The 18,643-nt window shown below is 72.0% G+C and carries 16 protein-coding genes; 12 read left to right on the top strand and 4 right to left on the bottom strand.

Going from position 1 to position 18,643, the window contains the following annotated elements; genetic code table 11:
- Positions 1-192 precede the first annotated feature (192 nt).
- From K1T35_RS13005 to K1T35_RS13030, 6 genes are read left to right on the top strand one after another with little or no spacing between them, the layout of a single operon-like run.
- Positions 193-348: a hypothetical protein gene (locus tag K1T35_RS13005; protein ID WP_220260428.1), complete on the top strand. Its 156-nt coding sequence runs from the start codon at positions 193-195 to the stop codon at positions 346-348.
- A gap of 20 nt (positions 349-368) precedes the next feature.
- Positions 369-2,234, top strand: a complete 1,866-nt coding sequence (gene dnaG / locus K1T35_RS13010) for a DNA primase (protein WP_220260429.1) — start codon at positions 369-371, stop codon at positions 2,232-2,234.
- Complete coding sequence (locus K1T35_RS13015) at positions 2,231-2,749, top strand: hypothetical protein (RefSeq protein ID WP_220260430.1); 519 nt, start codon at positions 2,231-2,233, stop codon at positions 2,747-2,749. Before dnaG ends, K1T35_RS13015 begins: the two co-directional genes overlap by 4 nt.
- Complete coding sequence (locus K1T35_RS13020; protein ID WP_220260431.1) at positions 2,746-3,513, top strand: trans-aconitate 2-methyltransferase; 768 nt, start codon at positions 2,746-2,748, stop codon at positions 3,511-3,513. Before K1T35_RS13015 ends, K1T35_RS13020 begins: the two co-directional genes overlap by 4 nt.
- A gap of 44 nt (positions 3,514-3,557) precedes the next feature.
- Positions 3,558-4,736, top strand: coding sequence for an RtcB family protein (locus K1T35_RS13025; protein ID WP_220260432.1), 1,179 nt, complete (start codon positions 3,558-3,560; stop codon positions 4,734-4,736).
- Between the two features lie 42 nt (positions 4,737-4,778).
- Positions 4,779-5,576 carry an aminotransferase class IV family protein gene (locus tag K1T35_RS13030; protein WP_220260433.1) on the top strand — a complete coding sequence of 266 codons (798 nt, stop codon included), beginning with the start codon at positions 4,779-4,781 and terminating at the stop codon, positions 5,574-5,576.
- A 45-nt stretch (positions 5,577-5,621) separates the two neighbouring features.
- On the opposite strand, the gene K1T35_RS13035 is transcribed toward K1T35_RS13030, so the two are convergent.
- Entirely contained in the window at positions 5,622-7,196 is a 1,575-nt protein-coding gene (locus K1T35_RS13035; protein ID WP_255621832.1) for a putative glycoside hydrolase, read from the bottom strand.
- Positions 7,197-7,319: 123 nt separating this feature from the next.
- On the opposite strand from K1T35_RS13035, the gene K1T35_RS13040 reads away from it, so the two are divergent.
- Positions 7,320-8,312, top strand: a complete 993-nt coding sequence (locus K1T35_RS13040) for a polysaccharide deacetylase family protein (protein WP_220260434.1) — start codon at positions 7,320-7,322, stop codon at positions 8,310-8,312.
- On the opposite strand, the gene K1T35_RS13045 is transcribed toward K1T35_RS13040, so the two are convergent.
- Positions 8,306-10,090 carry a family 20 glycosylhydrolase gene (locus K1T35_RS13045; RefSeq protein ID WP_220260435.1) on the bottom strand — a complete coding sequence of 595 codons (1,785 nt, stop codon included), beginning with the start codon at positions 10,088-10,090 and terminating at the stop codon, positions 8,306-8,308. The two genes, K1T35_RS13040 and K1T35_RS13045, sit on opposite strands and share 7 nt — an antisense overlap.
- 314 nt (positions 10,091-10,404) lie before the next feature.
- On the opposite strand from K1T35_RS13045, the gene K1T35_RS13050 reads away from it, so the two are divergent.
- From K1T35_RS13050 to K1T35_RS13060, 3 genes are all read left to right on the top strand, one after another.
- The gene (locus K1T35_RS13050; protein WP_255621833.1) at positions 10,405-11,139 is read left to right on the top strand and encodes a molybdopterin-dependent oxidoreductase; all 735 of its coding nucleotides are present in this window, start codon (positions 10,405-10,407) and stop codon (positions 11,137-11,139) included.
- A gap of 240 nt (positions 11,140-11,379) precedes the next feature.
- A complete protein-coding gene (locus K1T35_RS13055; protein WP_220260437.1) occupies positions 11,380-12,984 on the top strand; it encodes a DASS family sodium-coupled anion symporter in 1,605 nt (534 codons plus the stop codon).
- Positions 12,981-14,027: a tartrate dehydrogenase gene (locus tag K1T35_RS13060; protein ID WP_220260438.1), complete on the top strand. Its 1,047-nt coding sequence runs from the start codon at positions 12,981-12,983 to the stop codon at positions 14,025-14,027. The genes K1T35_RS13055 and K1T35_RS13060 overlap by 4 nt, the downstream gene beginning before the upstream one ends.
- Before the next feature lie 9 nt (positions 14,028-14,036).
- Here the strand turns inward: K1T35_RS13060 and K1T35_RS13065 are convergent, their stop codons facing one another.
- Positions 14,037-15,410 (bottom strand): FAD-binding oxidoreductase, encoded by a 1,374-nt coding sequence (locus K1T35_RS13065; RefSeq protein WP_220260439.1) that lies wholly within the window; start codon positions 15,408-15,410, stop codon positions 14,037-14,039.
- A complete protein-coding gene (locus tag K1T35_RS13070; protein WP_220260440.1) occupies positions 15,394-16,047 on the bottom strand; it encodes a GntR family transcriptional regulator in 654 nt (217 codons plus the stop codon). The genes K1T35_RS13065 and K1T35_RS13070 overlap by 17 nt, the downstream gene beginning before the upstream one ends.
- A gap of 62 nt (positions 16,048-16,109) precedes the next feature.
- Between K1T35_RS13070 and K1T35_RS13075 the strand changes: the two genes are divergently transcribed.
- Entirely contained in the window at positions 16,110-17,015 is a 906-nt protein-coding gene (locus tag K1T35_RS13075; protein WP_220260441.1) for a fumarylacetoacetate hydrolase family protein, read from the top strand.
- Positions 17,012-18,475 (top strand): aldehyde dehydrogenase (NADP(+)), encoded by a 1,464-nt coding sequence (locus K1T35_RS13080; protein ID WP_255621835.1) that lies wholly within the window; start codon positions 17,012-17,014, stop codon positions 18,473-18,475. The genes K1T35_RS13075 and K1T35_RS13080 overlap by 4 nt, the downstream gene beginning before the upstream one ends.
- The last annotated feature ends 168 nt before the right edge of the window (positions 18,476-18,643 follow it).

The following is an 18,643-nucleotide window of genomic DNA, read 5'->3' on the forward strand; positions in this document are numbered from 1 at the left end:
GTCAACAGTGTGAAAAGAAGGACGATAGGGATGAAGTCAGACCATCGCCCGTTACGCACGGTCATATGATGCATGTGGTGCGTGGTTCGCATCTGGCCGGAGCGGCTTCATCGGCCGAACGGCCGAGTGCCCACGCGGAATCCATACCTCCGGCTGAGGTGGCTCTCCGTATGCCGGGCGGACCGTGGGGGCATGACGAACTTCGCAGAGGTGCTCACCGTGCTGGCCGCGGGCGGCGGGCTCGCAGTGCTGCTGGTGATGGCAGCGGTCCCGTTGATGCTCGATCGCGACCCCACGCCGGAGCGCGTGCCGGTGCACCGGGCCGGTGGCGCGCCGGCCCGTCGGTAGGCGCGCCTACACTCCCCATCGTGGCGGGCCGGATCCGGGACAGTGACATCGCAGAGGTCCGCGACAGGGTCCGGGTCGACGAGGTCGTCGGCGAGTACGTGGCCCTGCGCAGGGCCGGGGCCGGGTCGCTGAAGGGCCTCTGCCCCTTCCACGAGGAGAAGACGCCGTCGTTCAACGTGCGGCCGAGCCACGGCACGTTCCACTGCTTCGGCTGCGGCGAGGGCGGCGACGCCATCGCGTTTCTCATGAAGATGGACCACATCTCGTTCGTCGAGGCGGTGGAGCGGCTCGCAGAGCGGGTCGGCTTCCGGCTCACGTACGAGGGCGGCGGCAGCTCGGTGCAGCGCGACCGCGGCACGCGTTCGCGGCTGCTGGAGGCCAACAAGAAGGCCGCCGAGTTCTACGCCGCGCAGCTCAAGACGCCCGAGGCGGCCACGGCCGTCCAGTTCCTCACCAGCCGCGGTTTCGATGTCGCGGCGGCGCAGCACTTCGGCTGCGGGTACGCGCCCGCCGGGTGGGACGGGCTCACCCGCCACCTGCTCGCGGCCGGGTTCACGCTCGACGAGCTGATGAAGGCGGGCCTGTCCAAGGAGGGCAGGCGCGGGCCGATCGACCGGTTCCACCGGCGGCTGGTGTGGTCGATCAGGGACCTCGGCGGCGACGTCGTCGGGTTCGGCGCCCGCAGGCTGTTCGACGACGACGGCATCGAGGCCAAGTACCTCAACACCTCCGACACGCCCGTCTACCACAAGACGAAGGTGCTGTTCGGGCTCGACCTCGCGAAGCGGGAGATCGCCAAGCGCCGCCAGGTGGTGGTCGTCGAGGGCTACACCGACGTGATGGCGATGCACCTCGCGGGCGTGCCCACCGCCGTCGCGTCCTGTGGCACCGCGTTCGGGGCCGAGCACATCTCGGTGATCCGCCGCCTCATCGGCGACGACTCGTTCGACCTCGGCGAGGTGATCTACACATTCGACGGCGACGCGGCGGGGCAGGCGGCGGCGCTCAAGGCGTTCGAGGGCGACCAGAGCTTCGCGGCGCAGACCTTCGTCGCGGTCGCGCCGGACGGGCAGGACCCGTGCGAGCTGCGCCAGGCCCACGGCGACACCGCCGTGCGCGACCTGGTGGCGCGTCGCGAGCCGCTGTTCGAGTTCGCGATCCGCAGCATGTTGCGCGACCACAACCTGGACACCGCGGAGGGCCGGGTCGCCGCGCTGCAGCGCACGGTGCCGCTCGTGGCGCGGATCAAGCGCGAGGACCTGCGCGACGAGTACGCCCGCCGCCTCGCAGGCTGGACGAGCTGGGACGACATCGCGCTGGTGGTCCGGCGCGTCCGGGAGGCGGCAGGGGCGCCTGCCGAGCCGGTGCGCGGCGCCCGCAACGGGCGCCGGGAGCACGCCGCGCCACCGCCGACGGACGACCCGCGGCTGCACCTGCAGCGCGAGGCGCTCAAGGCGGCGCTGCAGATCCCGGCCGTGGCCGGGCCGAGCTACGACGAGCTACCCGAGCAGGTCTTCGTCCACCCGGCGTTCGCCGCCGTGCACCGCGCCATGCAGGCCGCCGGCGGTGTGTGCAGCGGCCGGGATGGCCACGCGTGGCTGGAGGCGGTGCTCGCCGAGTGCCCGCAGGAGGCGCGCGGGCTGGTCACGGAGCTGGCCGTGGAGCCGCTCGAGCTGCCGAAGCGCAACACCGACGAGGCCCGCTACGTCGGCAGCGTCATCGCGGGGGTGCGACTGGCGCTGGTCGAGGCGCAGGTGGCGGAGCTGAAGGCCCGGCTGCAGCGCACCAATCCGGTGGAGGAAACCGATGCCTACCACCAGCTCTTCGGCGACCTCGTACCGCTGGAGCAGTACCGGATCGCGCTGCGGGAGCAGGCGGCGAGATGAACCTGTTCCGCAAGCTGCTGGGGCGCGAGGAGGCGCCCGCCGACATCGCGGGCCGGCTCGCCACCGACGAACGCGTGCTCGCGGTCGCCGCGGTTGGTGACGACGCGCATCTCGTCGTCACCTCCCACGGGCTGTGGCTTCCGGGCGACGAGGGTCCGCGGCTGGTGGGGTGGCACCTGGTCAGCAAGGCCACCTGGGGAAATGGCGCCCTCACGGTCGTCGAGGCGGAGGAGACCGAGACGATCGGAGGCGCCGTGCTGCTCACCGACCTGCCACCGCGCCGGCTACGGCTGGCCGAACCCGGTCGCGTTCCGGAGACGGTGCACGCCCGGGTGGAGGAGTCGATCCGCAGCCGCCACCACCGCGACCTGCCCGGGGGCGGAGCATGGTTCGTGCAGCGCAAGATTGCCGGCGGCGACGGCATCGTGCTGCAGGTCCGGCCCGACCCGGGCACCGACGTGGCGCTCGTGCGCCAGGTCGTGGCCGACGTCGAGCGCACCCTGGGCCGCGCATGACCGCGCCCACCTGGGATCCCGCGCTCTACCTCGACTTCGACGACCACCGCTCGCGCCCGTTCCGCGACCTGCTCGCGCGGGTGGGTGCCACATCCCCGCGCCGGGTCGTCGACCTCGGCTGCGGCCCTGGCCACCTCACGGACCTGCTCTCCGCCCGCTGGCCGGAGGCACAGGTCACCGCACTCGACTCCTCTCCGGACATGGTGGCGGCTGCCCGGGAACGCGGGGTCGCCGCGGAGCTCGCCGACGTCGTCGACTGGACGCCTGCCCCCGACACCGACGTGGTGATCACCAACGCGGTGCTGCAATGGGTGCCGTCGCACCCGCGGCTGCTGCCCCGCTGGCTCGAGGCGCTGCCCTCGAGGGCGTGGTTCGCGATGCAGGTGCCGGGCAACTTCGACGCCCCGTCCCACGTGCTGATCCGGGAGCTGCTCGCCGAGCCGCGTTGGCAGGGCAGCGTGCAGGTGCGCGCGGAGACGACGGTGCCGGAGCCCGCCGAGTACGCGGAGATCCTCGCCGCGCACGCGGTGCACGTCGACGTCTGGGAGACCACCTACTTGCAGCGGCTCACCGGCGACGACCCGGTGCTGCAGTGGGTGAGCGGCACCGCGCTGCGTCCCGTCCGCGACGCGCTCCCCGCCGACGACTACGCGGCCTTCCGCGCCGAGCTGGCACCGCGGCTACGAGCCGCATACCCCGTGCGGGGAGACGGCAGCACGTGGTTCCCCTTCCGCCGCATCTTTGCCGTGGCGCAGACGGGATAGCCAATTCGCGGGTGCGCCCGGCTCCCGGCTGGTACACCTCTCCCGTGGAGGAGATCACCAAGGGCCTGCTGAACTGGGCGTCGATCCTCGAGGACGCCACCCGTGAACAGGCTCTCCAGACCGCCCGGATGCCGTTCGTACGCCCGCACGTCGCGCTGATGCCCGACGCGCACCTCGGCATGGGATCGACGGTCGGCAGCGTGATCCCCACGGTGAAGGCGGTGATGCCGGCGAGCGTCGGCGTCGACATCGGCTGTGGCATGGCGGCGGTGCGCACCCAGCTCACGAAGGACGACATCGCCGAGATCGGCGAGCTGTCCGCGCTGCGGAAGGCGATCGAGGCCACCGTTCCCGTCTCCAAGGGCGGCTACAACCGGAAGCTGACGGACACGGCAGAGGCCCGCGTCATCGAGCTGGAGGCGCTCGCCGAGCGGGCACAGTTCGACCCGGGTTCCTACGCGGGGAACTGGCGGCTGCAGCTGGGCACGCTCGGCTCGGGCAACCACTTCATCGAGCTGTGCCTCGACGAGGCCGACCGGCTGTGGGTGTTCCTGCACTCCGGCTCGCGCGGGGTGGGCAACAAGATCGCGCAGCGGCACGTCCGCACCGCGCAGCAGCTGTGCGAGCGGTGGTGGGTCGAGCTGCCGCACCGCGACCTCGCCTACCTGCCGGAGGGCATCGACGAGTTCTGGCACTACATCCGCGAGCTGCGCTGGGCGCAGCGCTTCGCGCTGGAGAACCGCGCCGAGATGCTCGACCGGATCGTCGGCTGCATCGCCGAGTGGGCCGGCCGGGAGATCGAGCGCGCCGAGGACGTCCAGTGCCACCACAACTACACCGAGCAGGAGCGGCACTTCGGCACCGACGTCTGGCTCACGCGGAAGGGCGCGATCGATGCTTCCGAGGGGCGGCGCGGGCTGATACCGGGCTCGATGGGCACGCGCTCGTACGTGGTGACGGGGCTGGGCAATCCGGCCTCGTTCAACTCGGCGCCGCACGGGGCGGGGCGCAACTTCTCCCGGCGGGCCGCGCGCGCGAAGTTCACGGTGGAGCAGCTCGCCGAGGCGATGGCCGGCATCGAGTGGCGGGCCACGAACGCCGAGGCGTTCCTCGACGAGATCCCGGATGCCTACAAGTCCATCGACGTCGTGATGGAGGACGCGAAGGACCTGGTCGCGGTGGATCACACCCTGCGCCAGGTCCTGAACGTGAAGGGCGACTGATGGCTTGACCTTGACACGGATGTCAGCCCTTACGTTCGGGATATGAGCAATTTCGTCGTCCACCGCAACGGCCGCCCGGCCACCACAGAGGACCTGGCCCCGCTCGCATTCGCGGGCTACGCGCACTTCACCGCCGCTCAGGTGCGCGGGGGCCGGGTCCGCGCGCTCGACCTGCACCTCGAGCGCCTGCACACCGCGTCGGTGGAGCTGTTCGGCCGGGCGCTGCCCGACGACCAGGTGCGGTCCTACCTGCGGGCCGCCGTCGAGGCGGGCCCGGCGGACGCGTCCTTGCTGGCCACCGTGTACCAGCCGGCGGGGGAGTTCACCGCAGGTGGGAGCGACCTCGACGTGCTGGTCCGCACGGGGCCACCCGCGTCCGGTCCCGAGGGGCCGCTGGCCCTCACGGCCGTGGAGCACGAGCGCGACCTCCCGGCCGTGAAGCACGTCGGAGAGGTGGCCAAGACCTACCTGCTGCGCCAGGCCGTCGCGCAGGGATTCGACGACGCCGCGTTCGTCGACCGCGGGGGCCGGCTCAGCGAGGCGACGATCTGGAACCTGGCGTTCTGGGACGGCGCCGCCGTGGTGTGGCCCGTCGCGGACGTGCTCCGGGGCATCACGATGGGCATCCTGCGGCGGCAGCTGGACCGCCTCGGTGTGCCACAGCGGGAGAAGGAGGTCACGCTCGGCGACCTGCCGACGCTGCGCGGCGCCGTCGTCATGAACTCGTGGACGCCGGGGGTCGCGGTGCGCCGGATCGGCCCGGTACCGGTGCCGGATGCGCCCGACTTCATCCAGCTCCTCCACCGGGCCTACGACGCGGAACCGCTCGTCGCGCCCTGACTACTGGGTCGCGGACTACTGGGTCGCGGACTACTGGGTCGCGGACTACTGGGTCGCCGGCCGCAGCGCGGCGGCCTGCGAGTAGCGGCAGTTGGGGTCCCACAGGATGAACGAGCGGATGCCGTTGGCCTCCGCTGCCTGGATCTGCGCGCGTACCTCGGCCGGCCCGTAGGCCACCTTGAGGCTGAACGCCTGCAGCCACGGGATCACCGAGGTCGGCGTGCCGTGCGTGAGTTTCACGAAGTCGGCGAGCGAGCGGGCCGTGATGTCGTAGGGCGCCGACTCCGGGCTGGCCACACCGTATTCGCCGCGACCCCAGTGCGACGGGTACACCATCGGCGCCACGTAGTCGGTGTACGGCGCCATCAGCGTGATGTCCTGCGCGATTTGGGTGGGGCGAGTGGCCGCTATCCCGAAAACGGACGCGCCGAGCAGGGTGCCGTGCTTGCGCACCTCCGGGCGGGTCTCCGCGAGGAAGTCGGCAATCGACTGCTCCGGGGTGGTCGTGAGCCCTTCGAAATGCATTCCGCTGACGGGACCGTCGGGCCGGCGGACGTAGTCGTAGAGGATCTCGTCGAACCCGAGGGCGGCTGCTTCCTCGGCGAGCGCCACGTTGTAGGCGCGTACCTCGGGATTGGCGAAGTTCGTGAACGAGTACTGACCGTAACCACTCGTATAGGGGGTGCCGTTGGCGTTCTGCACGAGCCGTTCGTGCTTCCCGCCGCGCCACGAGGCCGCCCCGAGCACCGGGTCGCGGAACGCCACGATCCGACCGACTACGCGAATTCCGGCCGCGTGCAGCTGGTCGAGGACGGCGCGGGGGTCGTAGTAGCCCTTGACCGCCCCGATCTCCACGGCGAGCGGCACCTGGGAGGCGTAGCCGACCTCACCACTCTCGTCCTTGATGTCCAGCTGGATCGTGTCGATCGCGCCGTCCTTCGCCAGCTGCAGCACCGGCTCGCGCAGCGACGGTGCGCTCCACGCCTGCCCGGTCATGTGCACCGCGCGCATGCCCGGGTGCAGGACCGGGATCGGTACCTTCTGCGCCGTCGTGTTGCCGGCGGCGTCCCGCGCGAGCAGGTCGACGTCGGCGGCACCTGCCGGCTCCGTCACGGAGAAGGCGCCGTCATCGTCCAGTTCGTACGGCGTGCCGTTGACGAGGAGCTCGTCGGCGCCCTCGACCCTGCCCTTGACCTCGGCGGACGCGTCGAGCGCCGTCGGCGGCACCGGGTCGACGAACAGGGCGGGCGCGGTGGCGTCCACCGTGAAGTCGATGTTCGTGCCGAGCCCCGGCAGCGGCATGGCCGCGTCGGGGGAGCTGACGGCGAGGGTGTGCTCGCCCTCCGGGAGCGCGGACGCGTCGAGCACGAAGCGGGGCCCGTCGCGGCGCACCGGGGCCGGGGCGCCGTCGAGCAGCACCTCGACCTCGGACGGGTCGGCGAGCGCGGTGATCTGGACGTCACGCAGGGCCGCGGGGGTGAAGGACCCGCCGTCGGCCACGCCGCTCACGGTGACGTCCGGCTGCAGCCATGCCACGACCAGAACCAGCATGCCGGCGACGATCAGCGCGATCGCACCTGGCACGAGGAACCGGTGGGGGGCGGACACCGGACGATCCATCGGAACTCCTTCGACACGGTGGAAGGTGATCACTCTCGCAGTACCCGGACCGTCCGTGTGCCGGAACAACACCATGGTGTGATCAAGTAATGATCCGGGTGGTCCGCTGGGTAGCGTTTCCGCATGCCTCGGTTGCGTATCGTTGCGGCGTCGGTCGCCGTGCTTCTCGCCGCCGGTTGCGGAACGGATTCCGGCAGCACTCGATCCGTTTCCGCGACCCCGGCCCCGGCTCCTGCGCCGGTCGATCCCGCGCAGGTTCAGGCCAACGAGCTCGGCCGCATTCCCGTGCTCATGTACCACCGGGTCATCGCCACAACCACATCGGTCTACGACCGCACGCCGGACGATTTCCGGGCCGAGCTGGAACGCCTCGCGCGCGAGAACTACGTGCCCGTCACCACGGCCGATTTCGCCGCGGGGCGCATCGACATCCCGGCCGGCACGCACCCCGTGGTGCTGACGTTCGACGACGGCGACCCGACCCAGATCACGCTCGGCCCGGATGGCAGGCCCGCGCCGGGTACCGCGGTGCGCACGCTGCTCGACGTCGCCGCAGCGCATCCCGGGTTCCGGCCGGTGGCGAGCATGTACGTCAACGCGGAGCCGTTCGGCGGCGGCCCGGGAGGCGCGGCGGCCCTGCGCTGGCTGCGCGACAACGGCTTCGAGATCGGCAACCACACCTTCGGCCACACCAACCTGCGCACGGCGTCGGCGGAGAAGGCGCGGCAGGACATCGTCCGGGGTGACCAGGCGATCCGGCAGGCGGTGCCCGGTTACCAGCCCGCGACGCTCGCGCTCCCGTTCGGCGCGCGGCCGCGGGACCCGGAGCTGCCGGCACGCGGAGACGGGTACGACTACTCGGGCGTGCTGCTCGTGGGCGCGAACCCGGCCCCGTCGCCGTTCGCCGAGGAGTTCGCGCCGCGGGCCATCCCGCGGATCCGCTCGCAGGGCCCGACCGGGAGCGAGGCCGAGTTCGGGTCGTCGGTGTGGCTCGACAAGATGGCGGCGAGTGCAGGCACCCGCTACACGTCCGACGGCAACCCGGCCGTGATCTCCTACCCGACGGGCAAGGCCGCCCCGGCCGCCCAGTACGCGGCGGCCGCCTCTCCCTACTGAGCGGCCTGTCGCGCCAGCCCGGACCGCAGCGGGGCGAACTTCGCGATGCTGTCGTCCAGCCCGCCGGGGCGGGCGCTGAGCAGCCAGCACACCCGCTGCTCGACGAGCAGCGCGTCGAGGCGGTGCAGCAGTTCGGTGGCTGCCGCCGGCGTCAGCCGGTCGACCCCGCCCGCGGCGATGAGCGCCGCCGAGAACCGGGCGAGCGCGATGGCCTGGGCGGTCTCCCGCACCGCGACATCCCCGTCGGCGGCGGCCGGCCGGGCTCGCGCGAGCGCATCGGCCGCGGCCGAGAGCACCCGCTCGGCCTCGGCCACCGCATCAGGGGCCACCGCGGGCGCGGTCCCGAACAGCCCGGCGAAGAGCACGGAGCCGTTGAGGAGCGGCGCGTCGACCAGGTCGGCGACCGAGCCCGCCGCGGTGAGCACCGCACCGATCCCGGGCCCGTCGAAGACCACGCGGTCGAGCGCCGCGGCGAGGTCGATGTCCCGGTTGCTGTCGAGGCACCAGCTCACGGCGGCCCCGAACAGCAGCCCTGGGTAGGTCACGGTCGGCGGTTCGAGGTGGCCGTGGTCGCCCCACGACGTCACCACGTAGCCGCCGGCACCGTGCTCGCGGCCGATCTCGGCGGCGTCGAGGAGGTTCTCCACCGCGTTGTCGAGCCGCCCGACGATCGAGTTCCACGCCGCGGTGCCCGGCGCGACCCAGAACGGCCGACCGGCCGAGGTGAGCGACTTCGCCCGCGCCCGGAAGCCGCCTGCGAGCGCCTCCATGTCGAATCCGTCGGCCGCCCACTGCCGGTGCTGCGGCGGGGTCGCTCGGTCGAGGGCCGCGCGGGCGTGCGAGGGACCGTCGTACTGCCACACCACCGGGATGAGACCGGCCGTCGGCAGCGCCTCGGCGACCTCGGGATGGTCGGCCAGGACGTCGGCCCAGAACAGGACCTCGTAGCCGTCCTCGAGCAGCGGGGTGGCCACGCGCAGCAGGTGGTCGAGGTACACCTGGCCGAGGCCGCGCTCGGCGGCGTCGTCAGCGCTCCGTCCCTTCCCCAGCTCCCACGGCTCGTCGGCGCCGATGTTCACGCGGCGGGAGCGGACGGTGGCGGCGAGCTCCCGCACCAGCTCGACGGCGAACGCGGCGTTCTCGGGCGTCGGCGCCAGCGTGCTGGGCCTGCGGAGCCGGCCGTGGATCGTGAAGCCCTCCGGCTTCTCGGCGCGCTCCCGGTACGGCTCGTGGGCGAGCCAGCGCTCCATGTGCCCGAGCGTGTTCTGGTTCGCCACCAACGTGATCCCGTGCGCGGCGCACAGTGCGTCGAGCCAGCGCATGTCGTCGGCGGTGAGCGGGCTTGCCCCCGCCCACACCGTCGAATGGTCGGCGTAGGCGAACGTGTGCTCGGTGTAGAGCTCCAGCTGGTTCATCCGCGCGGCGGCGAGGAGCTCGACGTAGCGGCGCAGGGTGCGGCGCGTGGGCACCCGGTCGCGGCTGACGTCGAGCATGAAGCCGCGCACGGGGAAGTCCGGCCAGTCCCGCACCCGCACGGCGTGGCCTGCCAGGCCGGGGTCGGCGCGCACCTGATCGAGGGTCTGGCGGGCGTAGCGCAGCCCGGCGTCGTCGCGGTAGCCGATCCGCGTGCCGTCGCGGTCGCGCACGAGGCTGTAGCCCTGCTCTGGCAGGTCCGGGTCCTGGCGCACCTCGACCGGGGCGTTCGGCCCCGGTCCGGGCCCGGCGAGCACCTCCAGCGAGCGGGGGACGGGGAACAGGGGAGCGGTCGACGGCAGCACCCGATCATGGTGCCTTGTGGGGAGCCGGGCGGGCCGAGGCTCGGCGGAAACGTCGATCTGTCGGGTGGCGCCGGCCGGATCGCGGAGGCCCGGGTGGGGCGGGTGCGGTGCTGCGGTAGCGGTGCCCGGTTACCCGATCAAGGCTCCGTGACAAGCCACTGGCCCGATCTCATCATTTCGGTGGAGCGGTAGACGACCTGAGGGCGATGCCGTCCGCTGGCTCGGCGCGCAGCCTGATGCACATGCCACGCGTGGACACGCAGCCCGAAGCCACAACGTCACGCGCCTGGTGGTGCAGCCCTTCGGCGTGGGGCGTGCTGTTCGCGGTCGGTGTCTGGCATGCGCGCCGATCACCGGGCCGCCCCGCATCGTCTCGGCGCGGCACGCTCCCGCCCGGACAGCGACGAGTGGACGGCTTTCCGCGCTTCGGCACGCACCTGTCCGATCCACCGCCTGTGGTCCCGCCGACCCCGACCATCGACGTCACCGGTGCCATCCAGGCCCCGCTCACCGTCGCGCTGACCGACCTCGACGATCTGCCGCCGGTCGATCAGGTCTCCGACTTCCACTGTGTCGCGGGCTGGTCGGCCACCGGACTGCGTTGGGAGGGCGTCTCCTTCTCCACCTTCTACCGCACCCTGATCGCGCCCCGGCTGACGCCCGGAACGACCGTCACGCATCTCGTCTTTCGTGGGTTGGACGGCTTCGCGTCGGTCGTCCAGCTCGACGACGCGCTGGCCGACGACGTGCTGATCGCCACCCGACTCGACGGGCGGCCGCTCAGCGGTGCACATGGTGCGCCGGTCCGGCTGGTGAGCCCGAGACAGTACGGATACATCAACACGAAGCATCTGTGTTCGATCGAGGTTCATCCGAGCGAGCCGCGTCTCGAGCACCCGCTCAGCCGGTTCCAACTGATCGCGTCGCACCCACGTGGCCGGGTGTGGATGGAGGAACGTCACCCGACGTACCCGATCGCTGTCATCGGGCCGATCTACCGCGCGATCGGCCGTGCCGGGCTATGGCTGATCGCCCGCCGCGCGCGCTGAGGGTCGCGGCGACAGCAGCGAGCCCGGGGCTCGGCGGCGACCACCTCGGCGTCGGCGTCGTGGTCGGCTACTGCGTACGGCGCGCAGAGCACCTCGCGCTGCCGTAGAACGACGACAGCGCATCCCTGCACGTGCTCGAACCGTCGCCGGCCGTGGTTGGCCGAGCCGGGAGCGGCGCGCGACCGGACAATCCTCCCCTCCGGGGTGACAGTGGCAGTGATCGATGTCACGCTTTCCGGCATGACCGCGGAGAGCGAGCGCGTTCGCACCGACGTCGACAAGGCCCTGCTCGGGCACGCCACCTATCGCAGCCTCGGTGAGCAGAAGCTCTCGCCCGCCGAGGAGCGGTTCGAGAAGGGGCGCCGCACCATCGGGCTCTTCCTCGCACCGCTCGTCACGATCGTCTTCCTGCTGTTGCCGCTTCCCCTCGAACCGGCGCAGAAGACGCTCGCGGCGGTGCTGCTCGGCGTCGTCATCCTGTGGGTCACCGAGGCGGTGCCGATCCCGATCGGCGGCCTCCTCGGGGTGGCGGTGGTCGTGTTCCTGCAGGTCGAGCCGGCCGACGACGTCCTTGCGCGGTTCGGCTCGTCCACGGTGTTCACGTTCATCGGGGCGTTCATCCTCGCGCAGGCGATGCTCAAGCACGGCGTGGCGCGGCGGTTCGCGTTCTTCATCCTGGCTCTGCCCAGGGTCGGGCGCTCCACTGCCGGGGTGATCATCGCGTTCGGCGCCATCACCTGCGTGCTGTCGGCGTTCGTGTCGAACACCGCCACCGTCGCGATGCTGCTGCCCACGGCACTGGGCATCCTCGCCGTGATCGCCAAGATGCTGCAGGACCGCGGCATGGTGGCCGTCGACTTCGACCCGCTCCGGTTGCGCGTCGGGGCCGCGATCATGTTGATGCTGGCCTACGGCGCGAGCGTCGGCGGCCTGCTCACGCCGGTGGGTAGCCCGCCCAACCTGATCGGCCGTGGGCTGATCGAGGAGGCCACCGGGCAGCGCATCAGCTTCGCGGCCTGGATGGGCATGGCGATACCGGTGTGCGTGCTGATGTTCGTGGCGCTCGCGGTGGTGCTGCTCCTGCTCAACAAGCCGGAGATCAAGCAGATCGAGGGCGTCGAGGAGTACGTCGCCCAGCAGCGCGCCGAGATGGGGCCGTTGTCGCGCGCGGAGAAGAACACGCTGATCGCGTTCGGCATCACGGTCCTGTTGTGGATCTTCCCCGGCATCGTGGCGCTCGTCGCCGGTACCGAGTCCGACTTCTACGGCGCGGTGTCCGACCGGCTCGACGAGGGCATGGTCGCCGTGCTCGGCGCCTCGTTGCTCTACCTGCTGCCCGTCGACTGGCAGGCCCGCGAGTTCACGCTGCGCTGGCGGGACGCCGCCGAGATCGACTGGGGCACGATCGTGCTGTTCGGCACCGGCATCATCTTCGGCGGGCTGCTGTCGTCCACCGGGCTCGCCGAGACGATCGGCAACGGGGTGTCGAGCGGGTTGGGGCTCACCAGCATCATCCCGATCACGATCTTCGCCGTGCTGCTGGCGATCATCGTCTCGGAGACCACGAGCAACACGGCGTCGGCCGCCGTGGTGGTGCCGATCGTCATCCCGGTGGCGATCGCGGCGGGCGTCAACCCGTTCGTTCCCGCGCTGGCGGCCACGTTCGCGGCCTCGTTCGGCTTCATGCTGCCGGTGTCGACTCCGCAGAACGCCGTGGTCTACGGCTCGGGCGCGGTGCCGATCACCACGATGATCCGGTCCGGGTTCTCGTTCGACATCCTCGGGGCGATCCTCATCATAGTGATCCTGCCGCTGATGGTCGCCGTGATGGGATTCGGTATGTGAGCAGCATTGCCGTGATCCCCGGGGACGGGATCGGAACCGAAGTCATCGAGGCCGCCCGCACCGTGCTCGACGCCGCCTGCGCGCGGCACGGCGTCACGCTCTCCTACACCGAGTTCGACTGGTCCTGCCAGCGCTACGAGCAGGAGGGCGCGATGATGCCGGCCGACGGCATCGAGACGCTGCGCGGGTTCGACGCGATCCTGCTCGGCGCCGTCGGCTGGCCGGGCGTGCCCGACCACGTCTCGCTGTGGGGCCTGCTCATCCCGATCCGGCGCGCGTTCCGCCAGTACGTCAACCTGCGCCCGATCCGGGTGTTCGAGGGCGTGCAGAGCCCGCTGCGGGTCGCCGACGACGTCGACTTCGTGGTCGTGCGGGAGAACAACGAGGGCGAGTACTCCGAGGTCGGTGGCCGGGTGAACCGCGGCTTCCCGGACGAGCTCGCGGTGCAGGAGTCGATCTTCACTCGGGTCGGGGTGAGCCGGATCGCCGACTACGCGTTCGAGCTGGCGAAGGCCCGGCGCGGCTACGTCACGTCGGCCACCAAGTCGAACGGGATCGTGCACACCCTCCCGTTCTGGGACGAGGTCGTGGCCGAGCGCGCGGCGCTGCATCCGGACGTGCGGTTCGACAGCGAGCACATCGACGCACTCGCGGCGAAGTTCGTGCTGCAGCCGCGGCGGTTCGACGTGGTGGTGGGATCCAACCTGTTCGGCGACATCCTCTCCGACCTCGCCGCCGCCGTCGCCGGCTCGATCGGCATCGCCCCGTCGGGCAACTTGAACCCGGAGAAGGAGTTCCCGTCCATGTTCGAGCCGGTGCACGGCTCGGCGCCGGACATCGCAGGGCAGGGCATCGCCAACCCCGTCGGCGCGGTGTGGTCGGCCGCGATGATGCTGGAGCACCTGGGCCACGGCGCGGCGGCCGCCGACATCCTGCGCGCGATGGAGACGACCCTGGCCAAGCCGGAGACCCGCACGAGGGACCTGGGCGGCACGGCAACCACGACGGAGGCGACCCAGGCCCTGGTGGCTGCGCTGGGCTGACGCCTGAACTCACCCGGAGGCGAGGACCTTGCCAGGGTTCAGGATGCCCAGCGGGTCGAACGCTTCCTTGATCTTGCGGTGCAGGCCGAGGCTCAGCTCGCCCAGTTCCGTCTCCAGCCAGTCGCGCTTCAGGACGCCAACGCCGTGCTCGCCGGTGATCGTGCCGCCCAGCGCCAGGCCGAGCCGCATGATCGCGTCGAACGCCTTCTGGGCCCGCTCGACGGCGGCGGGGTCGCCGCGGTCGAAGATCACGGTGGGGTGCATGTTGCCGTCGCCGACGTGGCCGGGGCAGGACACGAGGACGTCGTGCTCGACGGCGATCGCCGTGATGCCGTCGAGCAGCTCCACCAGCCTCGCGCGGGGCACGGCCACGTCGTCGATGAGCGTGGAGCCGAGCTTCTCCACCGCGAAGTGGACGATCCGGCGCGCCTGCATGAGCATCTCCGACTCCGTGGCGTCGGAGGCCACGGCGACGTCGAGCGCGCCCAGCTCGGTGCAGATCGCGCCCATCGCCTCGACGTCCTCGGCCGCGCGGGGGCCGCGGTCGGACTGGGTGAGCAGCAGCGCGCCGGCGCCGGTGGGCAGGCCCATGTCGCGGTAGTCCTGGATCGCGCGCACCGTGACGCGGTCGAGGAACTCGCACAGCGACGGCTGCAGGCCCGCGGCCATGATCCGCGTGACGGCCGCGAGCGCGTCGGCGGCCGACGCGAACGCCGCCGCCATGGTGAGGGCCGCCTCGGGCGCGGGACGAAGGCCGAGCGTCGCTCGAGTGATCACGCCGAGCGTGCCCTCGGAGCCCACGATCAGTTTGGTGAGGTCGTAGCCCGCCACGCCCTTTGCGGTGCGCCGCCCGGTGCGCAACAGCTCCCCGGACGCGGTGACGACCTCGAGGCCGCGCACGAAGTCGGCCGTCACCCCGTACTTCACGCAGCACAGCCCGCCGGCGTTGGTGGCGAGGTTGCCGCCGATCGTCGACATCTCCCACGACGACGGGTCGGGCGGGTAGTACATGTCCTGCTCCAGCACCGCGCGCGACAGCACGGCGTTGAGCACGCCCGGCTCGACGACGGCCACCTGGTCGACCGGGTCGATCTCCAGGATCCGGTCCATCCGGGTCAGCGAGAGCACGATGCCGCCGTCCACGGCGTTGGCGGCGCCGGACAGGCCCGACCGCGCACCCTGCGGCACCACCGGCACCCGGTGCGCCGACGCGACCCGCAGCACGTGCTGCACCTGTTCCGTCTCCGTAGGACGCACGACCGCGAGCGGGGCACCCGCCGCGCAGAAGCTCGCCTCGTCGAAGCGGTAGGCGTCGGTGCTCGTGGAGTCGGTGATCAGCGCTTCGGCCGGAAGGCCTGCGGCCAGCTCATCGAGAACCGTCATGGGTCTCCTCCCTGAGACGGGCGTGTGACAGCTCCAGGTGTTCCCGCATCGCCTCCGCCGCAGCCGCAGGATCGCAGGCGAGCACGGCGTCGGCGACCCGCCGGTGCTCGGCGAGCGCCTGGGGGCCGATGCCGCGGTGGTAGTACTGCCGGTAGATGTGCAGGTGCCAGTTCGTGCGCTGGAACGCCTCCCGCACCTGGTCGCTCCCCGCGAGCTCGGCGAGCAGCAGGTGGAAGCGGGCGTCGTGAGCGGAGAACGCGCGGTAGGCGGCGTAGGTGTCCGACTCGGGGGCGTCGGCGGTGGCGAGCTCGGCCTTGAGCCGGGCGCGGCCGGCCGGGGTGGCTCGCTCCGCGGCGGTGGCCGCCGCCCACGGCTCGATGAGCAGCCGGAACCGGTAGAGGTCGGCCAGCTGGTCGGCCGTGAGCAGCGGCGTGGTGCGGTAGCCGCGCAGCGGTTCCTTCACGACGAGCTGCGCCGACTCCAGTCTCGCGAGGGCCTCCCTCACCGGGGTGGGGGAGACGCCCAGTTCGCGGGCCAGCCCGTCGATGGACACGCGAGCGCCCGGCGCGATCGCGTGATCCATGATCCGCGCCTTGATGGTCTCGTGGACGTCCTCGACCAGTCGCCCTGGCAACACCGGCAAGATCCTATAGGATCCGGGAGCAGCACTGACGCGACGGACAGGAGCCGGTGGAGAACATGGAGATCGTCCGCTACGTCGAGCAAGGGGCAGCGCAGCCGCGGGTGGGGGTGCGCCGGGACGGGAAGATCGCCCCGGTCCGCTTCGGCTCGGTGGCCGAGCTCCTGCGCGAGCCGCTCGACGCCCTGCGCGCCGGGCTCGAGCCCTCCGGAGCGGAGGTGGACGTCACCACCGTCACCTACCTGCCGCCGGTCGACGGGCGCACCGAGGTGTGGGCGTCCGGCGTCACCTACGAGCGCTCGCGCGAGGGCCGGGTGGAGGAGAGCGTCCAGGCCTCGGTCTACGAGCTGGTCTACGACGCGCCGCGCCCCGAGCTCTTCCTCAAGGCGGTGGCCTGGCGGGTCGTCACCGACGGCGAGCCGGTGGGGGTGCGCGCCGACTCCGAGATCGACGTCCCCGAGCCGGAGCTCGCGGTCGTCGCCAACAGCCGCGGCGAGATCGTCGGCTACACGGTCTGCAACGACGTGAGCTCGCGCTCCATCGAGGGCGTGAACCCGCTCTACATCCCGCAGGCGAAGGTCTTCAACGGTTCCTGCGCGCTGGCCACGGGTATCCGGCCCGCGTGGGAGGTCGACACCTCCGACCTCGCGATCACCATGAAGGTCGTGCGCGGCGGCGCCGTCGTGTTCGAGGGCGAGACGAGCACCGCCCGCCTGCACCGCACGCTCGAGGAGTTGGTGGAGGTGCTCTACGCCCCCAGCGACTTCCCCGACGGCGCGATCTTGTCCACCGGCACGGGTATCGTCCCCGAACTGAGCTTCTCGCTCACCGAGGGCGACCGCGTCGACATCGAGATCGCGCAGGTCGGAACCCTGTCCAACCCCGTCGTACGGGGCCGCGAACCGTTGTCATGGCTGGTGGACGCCCTCGAGCGTCCGGCGGCCAGGAGGAAGGGCCAGCAGTGACCGTCACCGATACCACCCCCGAGGAGCTCGAGCGCGTGCTCGCCGCGGCGGCGCAGGCCGCGGGACCGCTCGCCGCGCTGCGTCCCGCCGAGCGCGCCCGGCTGCTGCGCGCGGCCGCCGACGCGCTCGACGCGGCGGCAGGCGAGCTCGTGCCGATCGCGATCGAGGAGTCGGCCCTGCCGGAGGGGCGGCTCACCGGCGAGGTCGCGCGCTCCAGTGGCCAGCTGCGGCTCTTCGCCGACGCCCTGGACGAGGGCTCCTACCTCGAGGTGATCCTCGACTCCGCAGACCAGGACGCGAAGCCGGTGCCGCGCCCTGACCTGCGCCGGATGCTCGTGCCGGTCGGCCCGGTGCTGGTGTTCTCCGCGAGCAACTTCCCGTTCGCGTTCAGCGTGCCCGGCGGCGACACCGCCTCGGCGCTGGCCGCGGGCAGCCCGGTCGTCGTCAAGGCGCACCCCGGTCACCCCCGGCTCTCGCAGCGCACCGGTGAGGTGCTGGTCGAAGCGCTGCGCGCGGCAGGCGCCCCGGAGGGCACGTTCGCCGTGGTGCACGGCATGGAGGCCGGCACGACCGCGCTCACCGACCCGCGGATCAAGGCGGGCGCCTTCACCGGCTCGGTGAAGGGCGGGCTCGCACTGCTGGAGATCGCCACCCGCCGCGAGGAGCCCATCCCGTTCTACGGCGAGCTGGGCAGCCTCAACCCGGTGTTCGTCACGCCCGCGGCGGTCTCGGCCCGCGGTGCCGACATCGCCGACGGCTACGTCGGCTCGTTCACACTCGGCACCGGCCAGTTCTGCACCAAGCCCGGCCTGCTGTTCCTTCCCGAGGGCCACGGCCTGGAGGAGCGGCTCGTCGAGGCGGTCCGCGGCACCGCGCCCGCCGGCATGCTCAACGACCGGATCCGCTCCGGGCACGCGCACGAGCGTGACCGGCTCGAGGGCCTCGGCCCGCTGCGCACCCTCGTGCACGGCGCCGACAGCGACTCCGGCGTGGCGCCCACGCTGCTCGCCACCACGGCCAAGGAGCTCCTCGCCGACCCGGACCCGATCCTGCAGGAGTGCTTCGGGCCCACGTCGATCATCGTCGAGTACGCCGACGGCGACGAGATGCTCGCCGCGGCCGAGACGTTCGGCGGCAACCTCACCGCCACCGTGCACGCCGAGGAGGCCGACGCCGCCACGCTGCCGCCGCTGGTCGACGTGCTGCGCGACCGCGCGGGCCGGCTGGTCTACAACGGCTGGCCCACCGGTGTGGCCGTCGCCCACGCGATGCACCACGGCGGCCCCTTCCCGTCGACGACGGCGTCGATCCACACGAGCGTCGGCACCACGGCGATCCGCCGCTTCCTGCGCCCGGTGTGCTACCAGAACACCCCGCAGGCCCTGTTGCCCGAGGCGCTGCAGGACGGGAACCCGCTGGGCCTGCCCAGGAGGGTCGACGGCGTCCTCACCGGAGCCTGATCCGTTCCGACGAACGGCGCTGTCGGTCGGACAGGTTCCGACGCCATGCATGTCTGAGGGCTGCGCGCGCTGCGGAGCAAGCGCGGAGCCCTCAGTGGCACGACAGCGCCGCTCGTCGGATTCGGGACGGGGCAGTAGGTTCGAAAGCGGAGACCGCCCCCATCCGGG

This window comes from Pseudonocardia sp. DSM 110487 (assembly GCF_019468565.1).
Taxonomy (GTDB): domain Bacteria; phylum Actinomycetota; class Actinomycetes; order Mycobacteriales; family Pseudonocardiaceae; genus Pseudonocardia.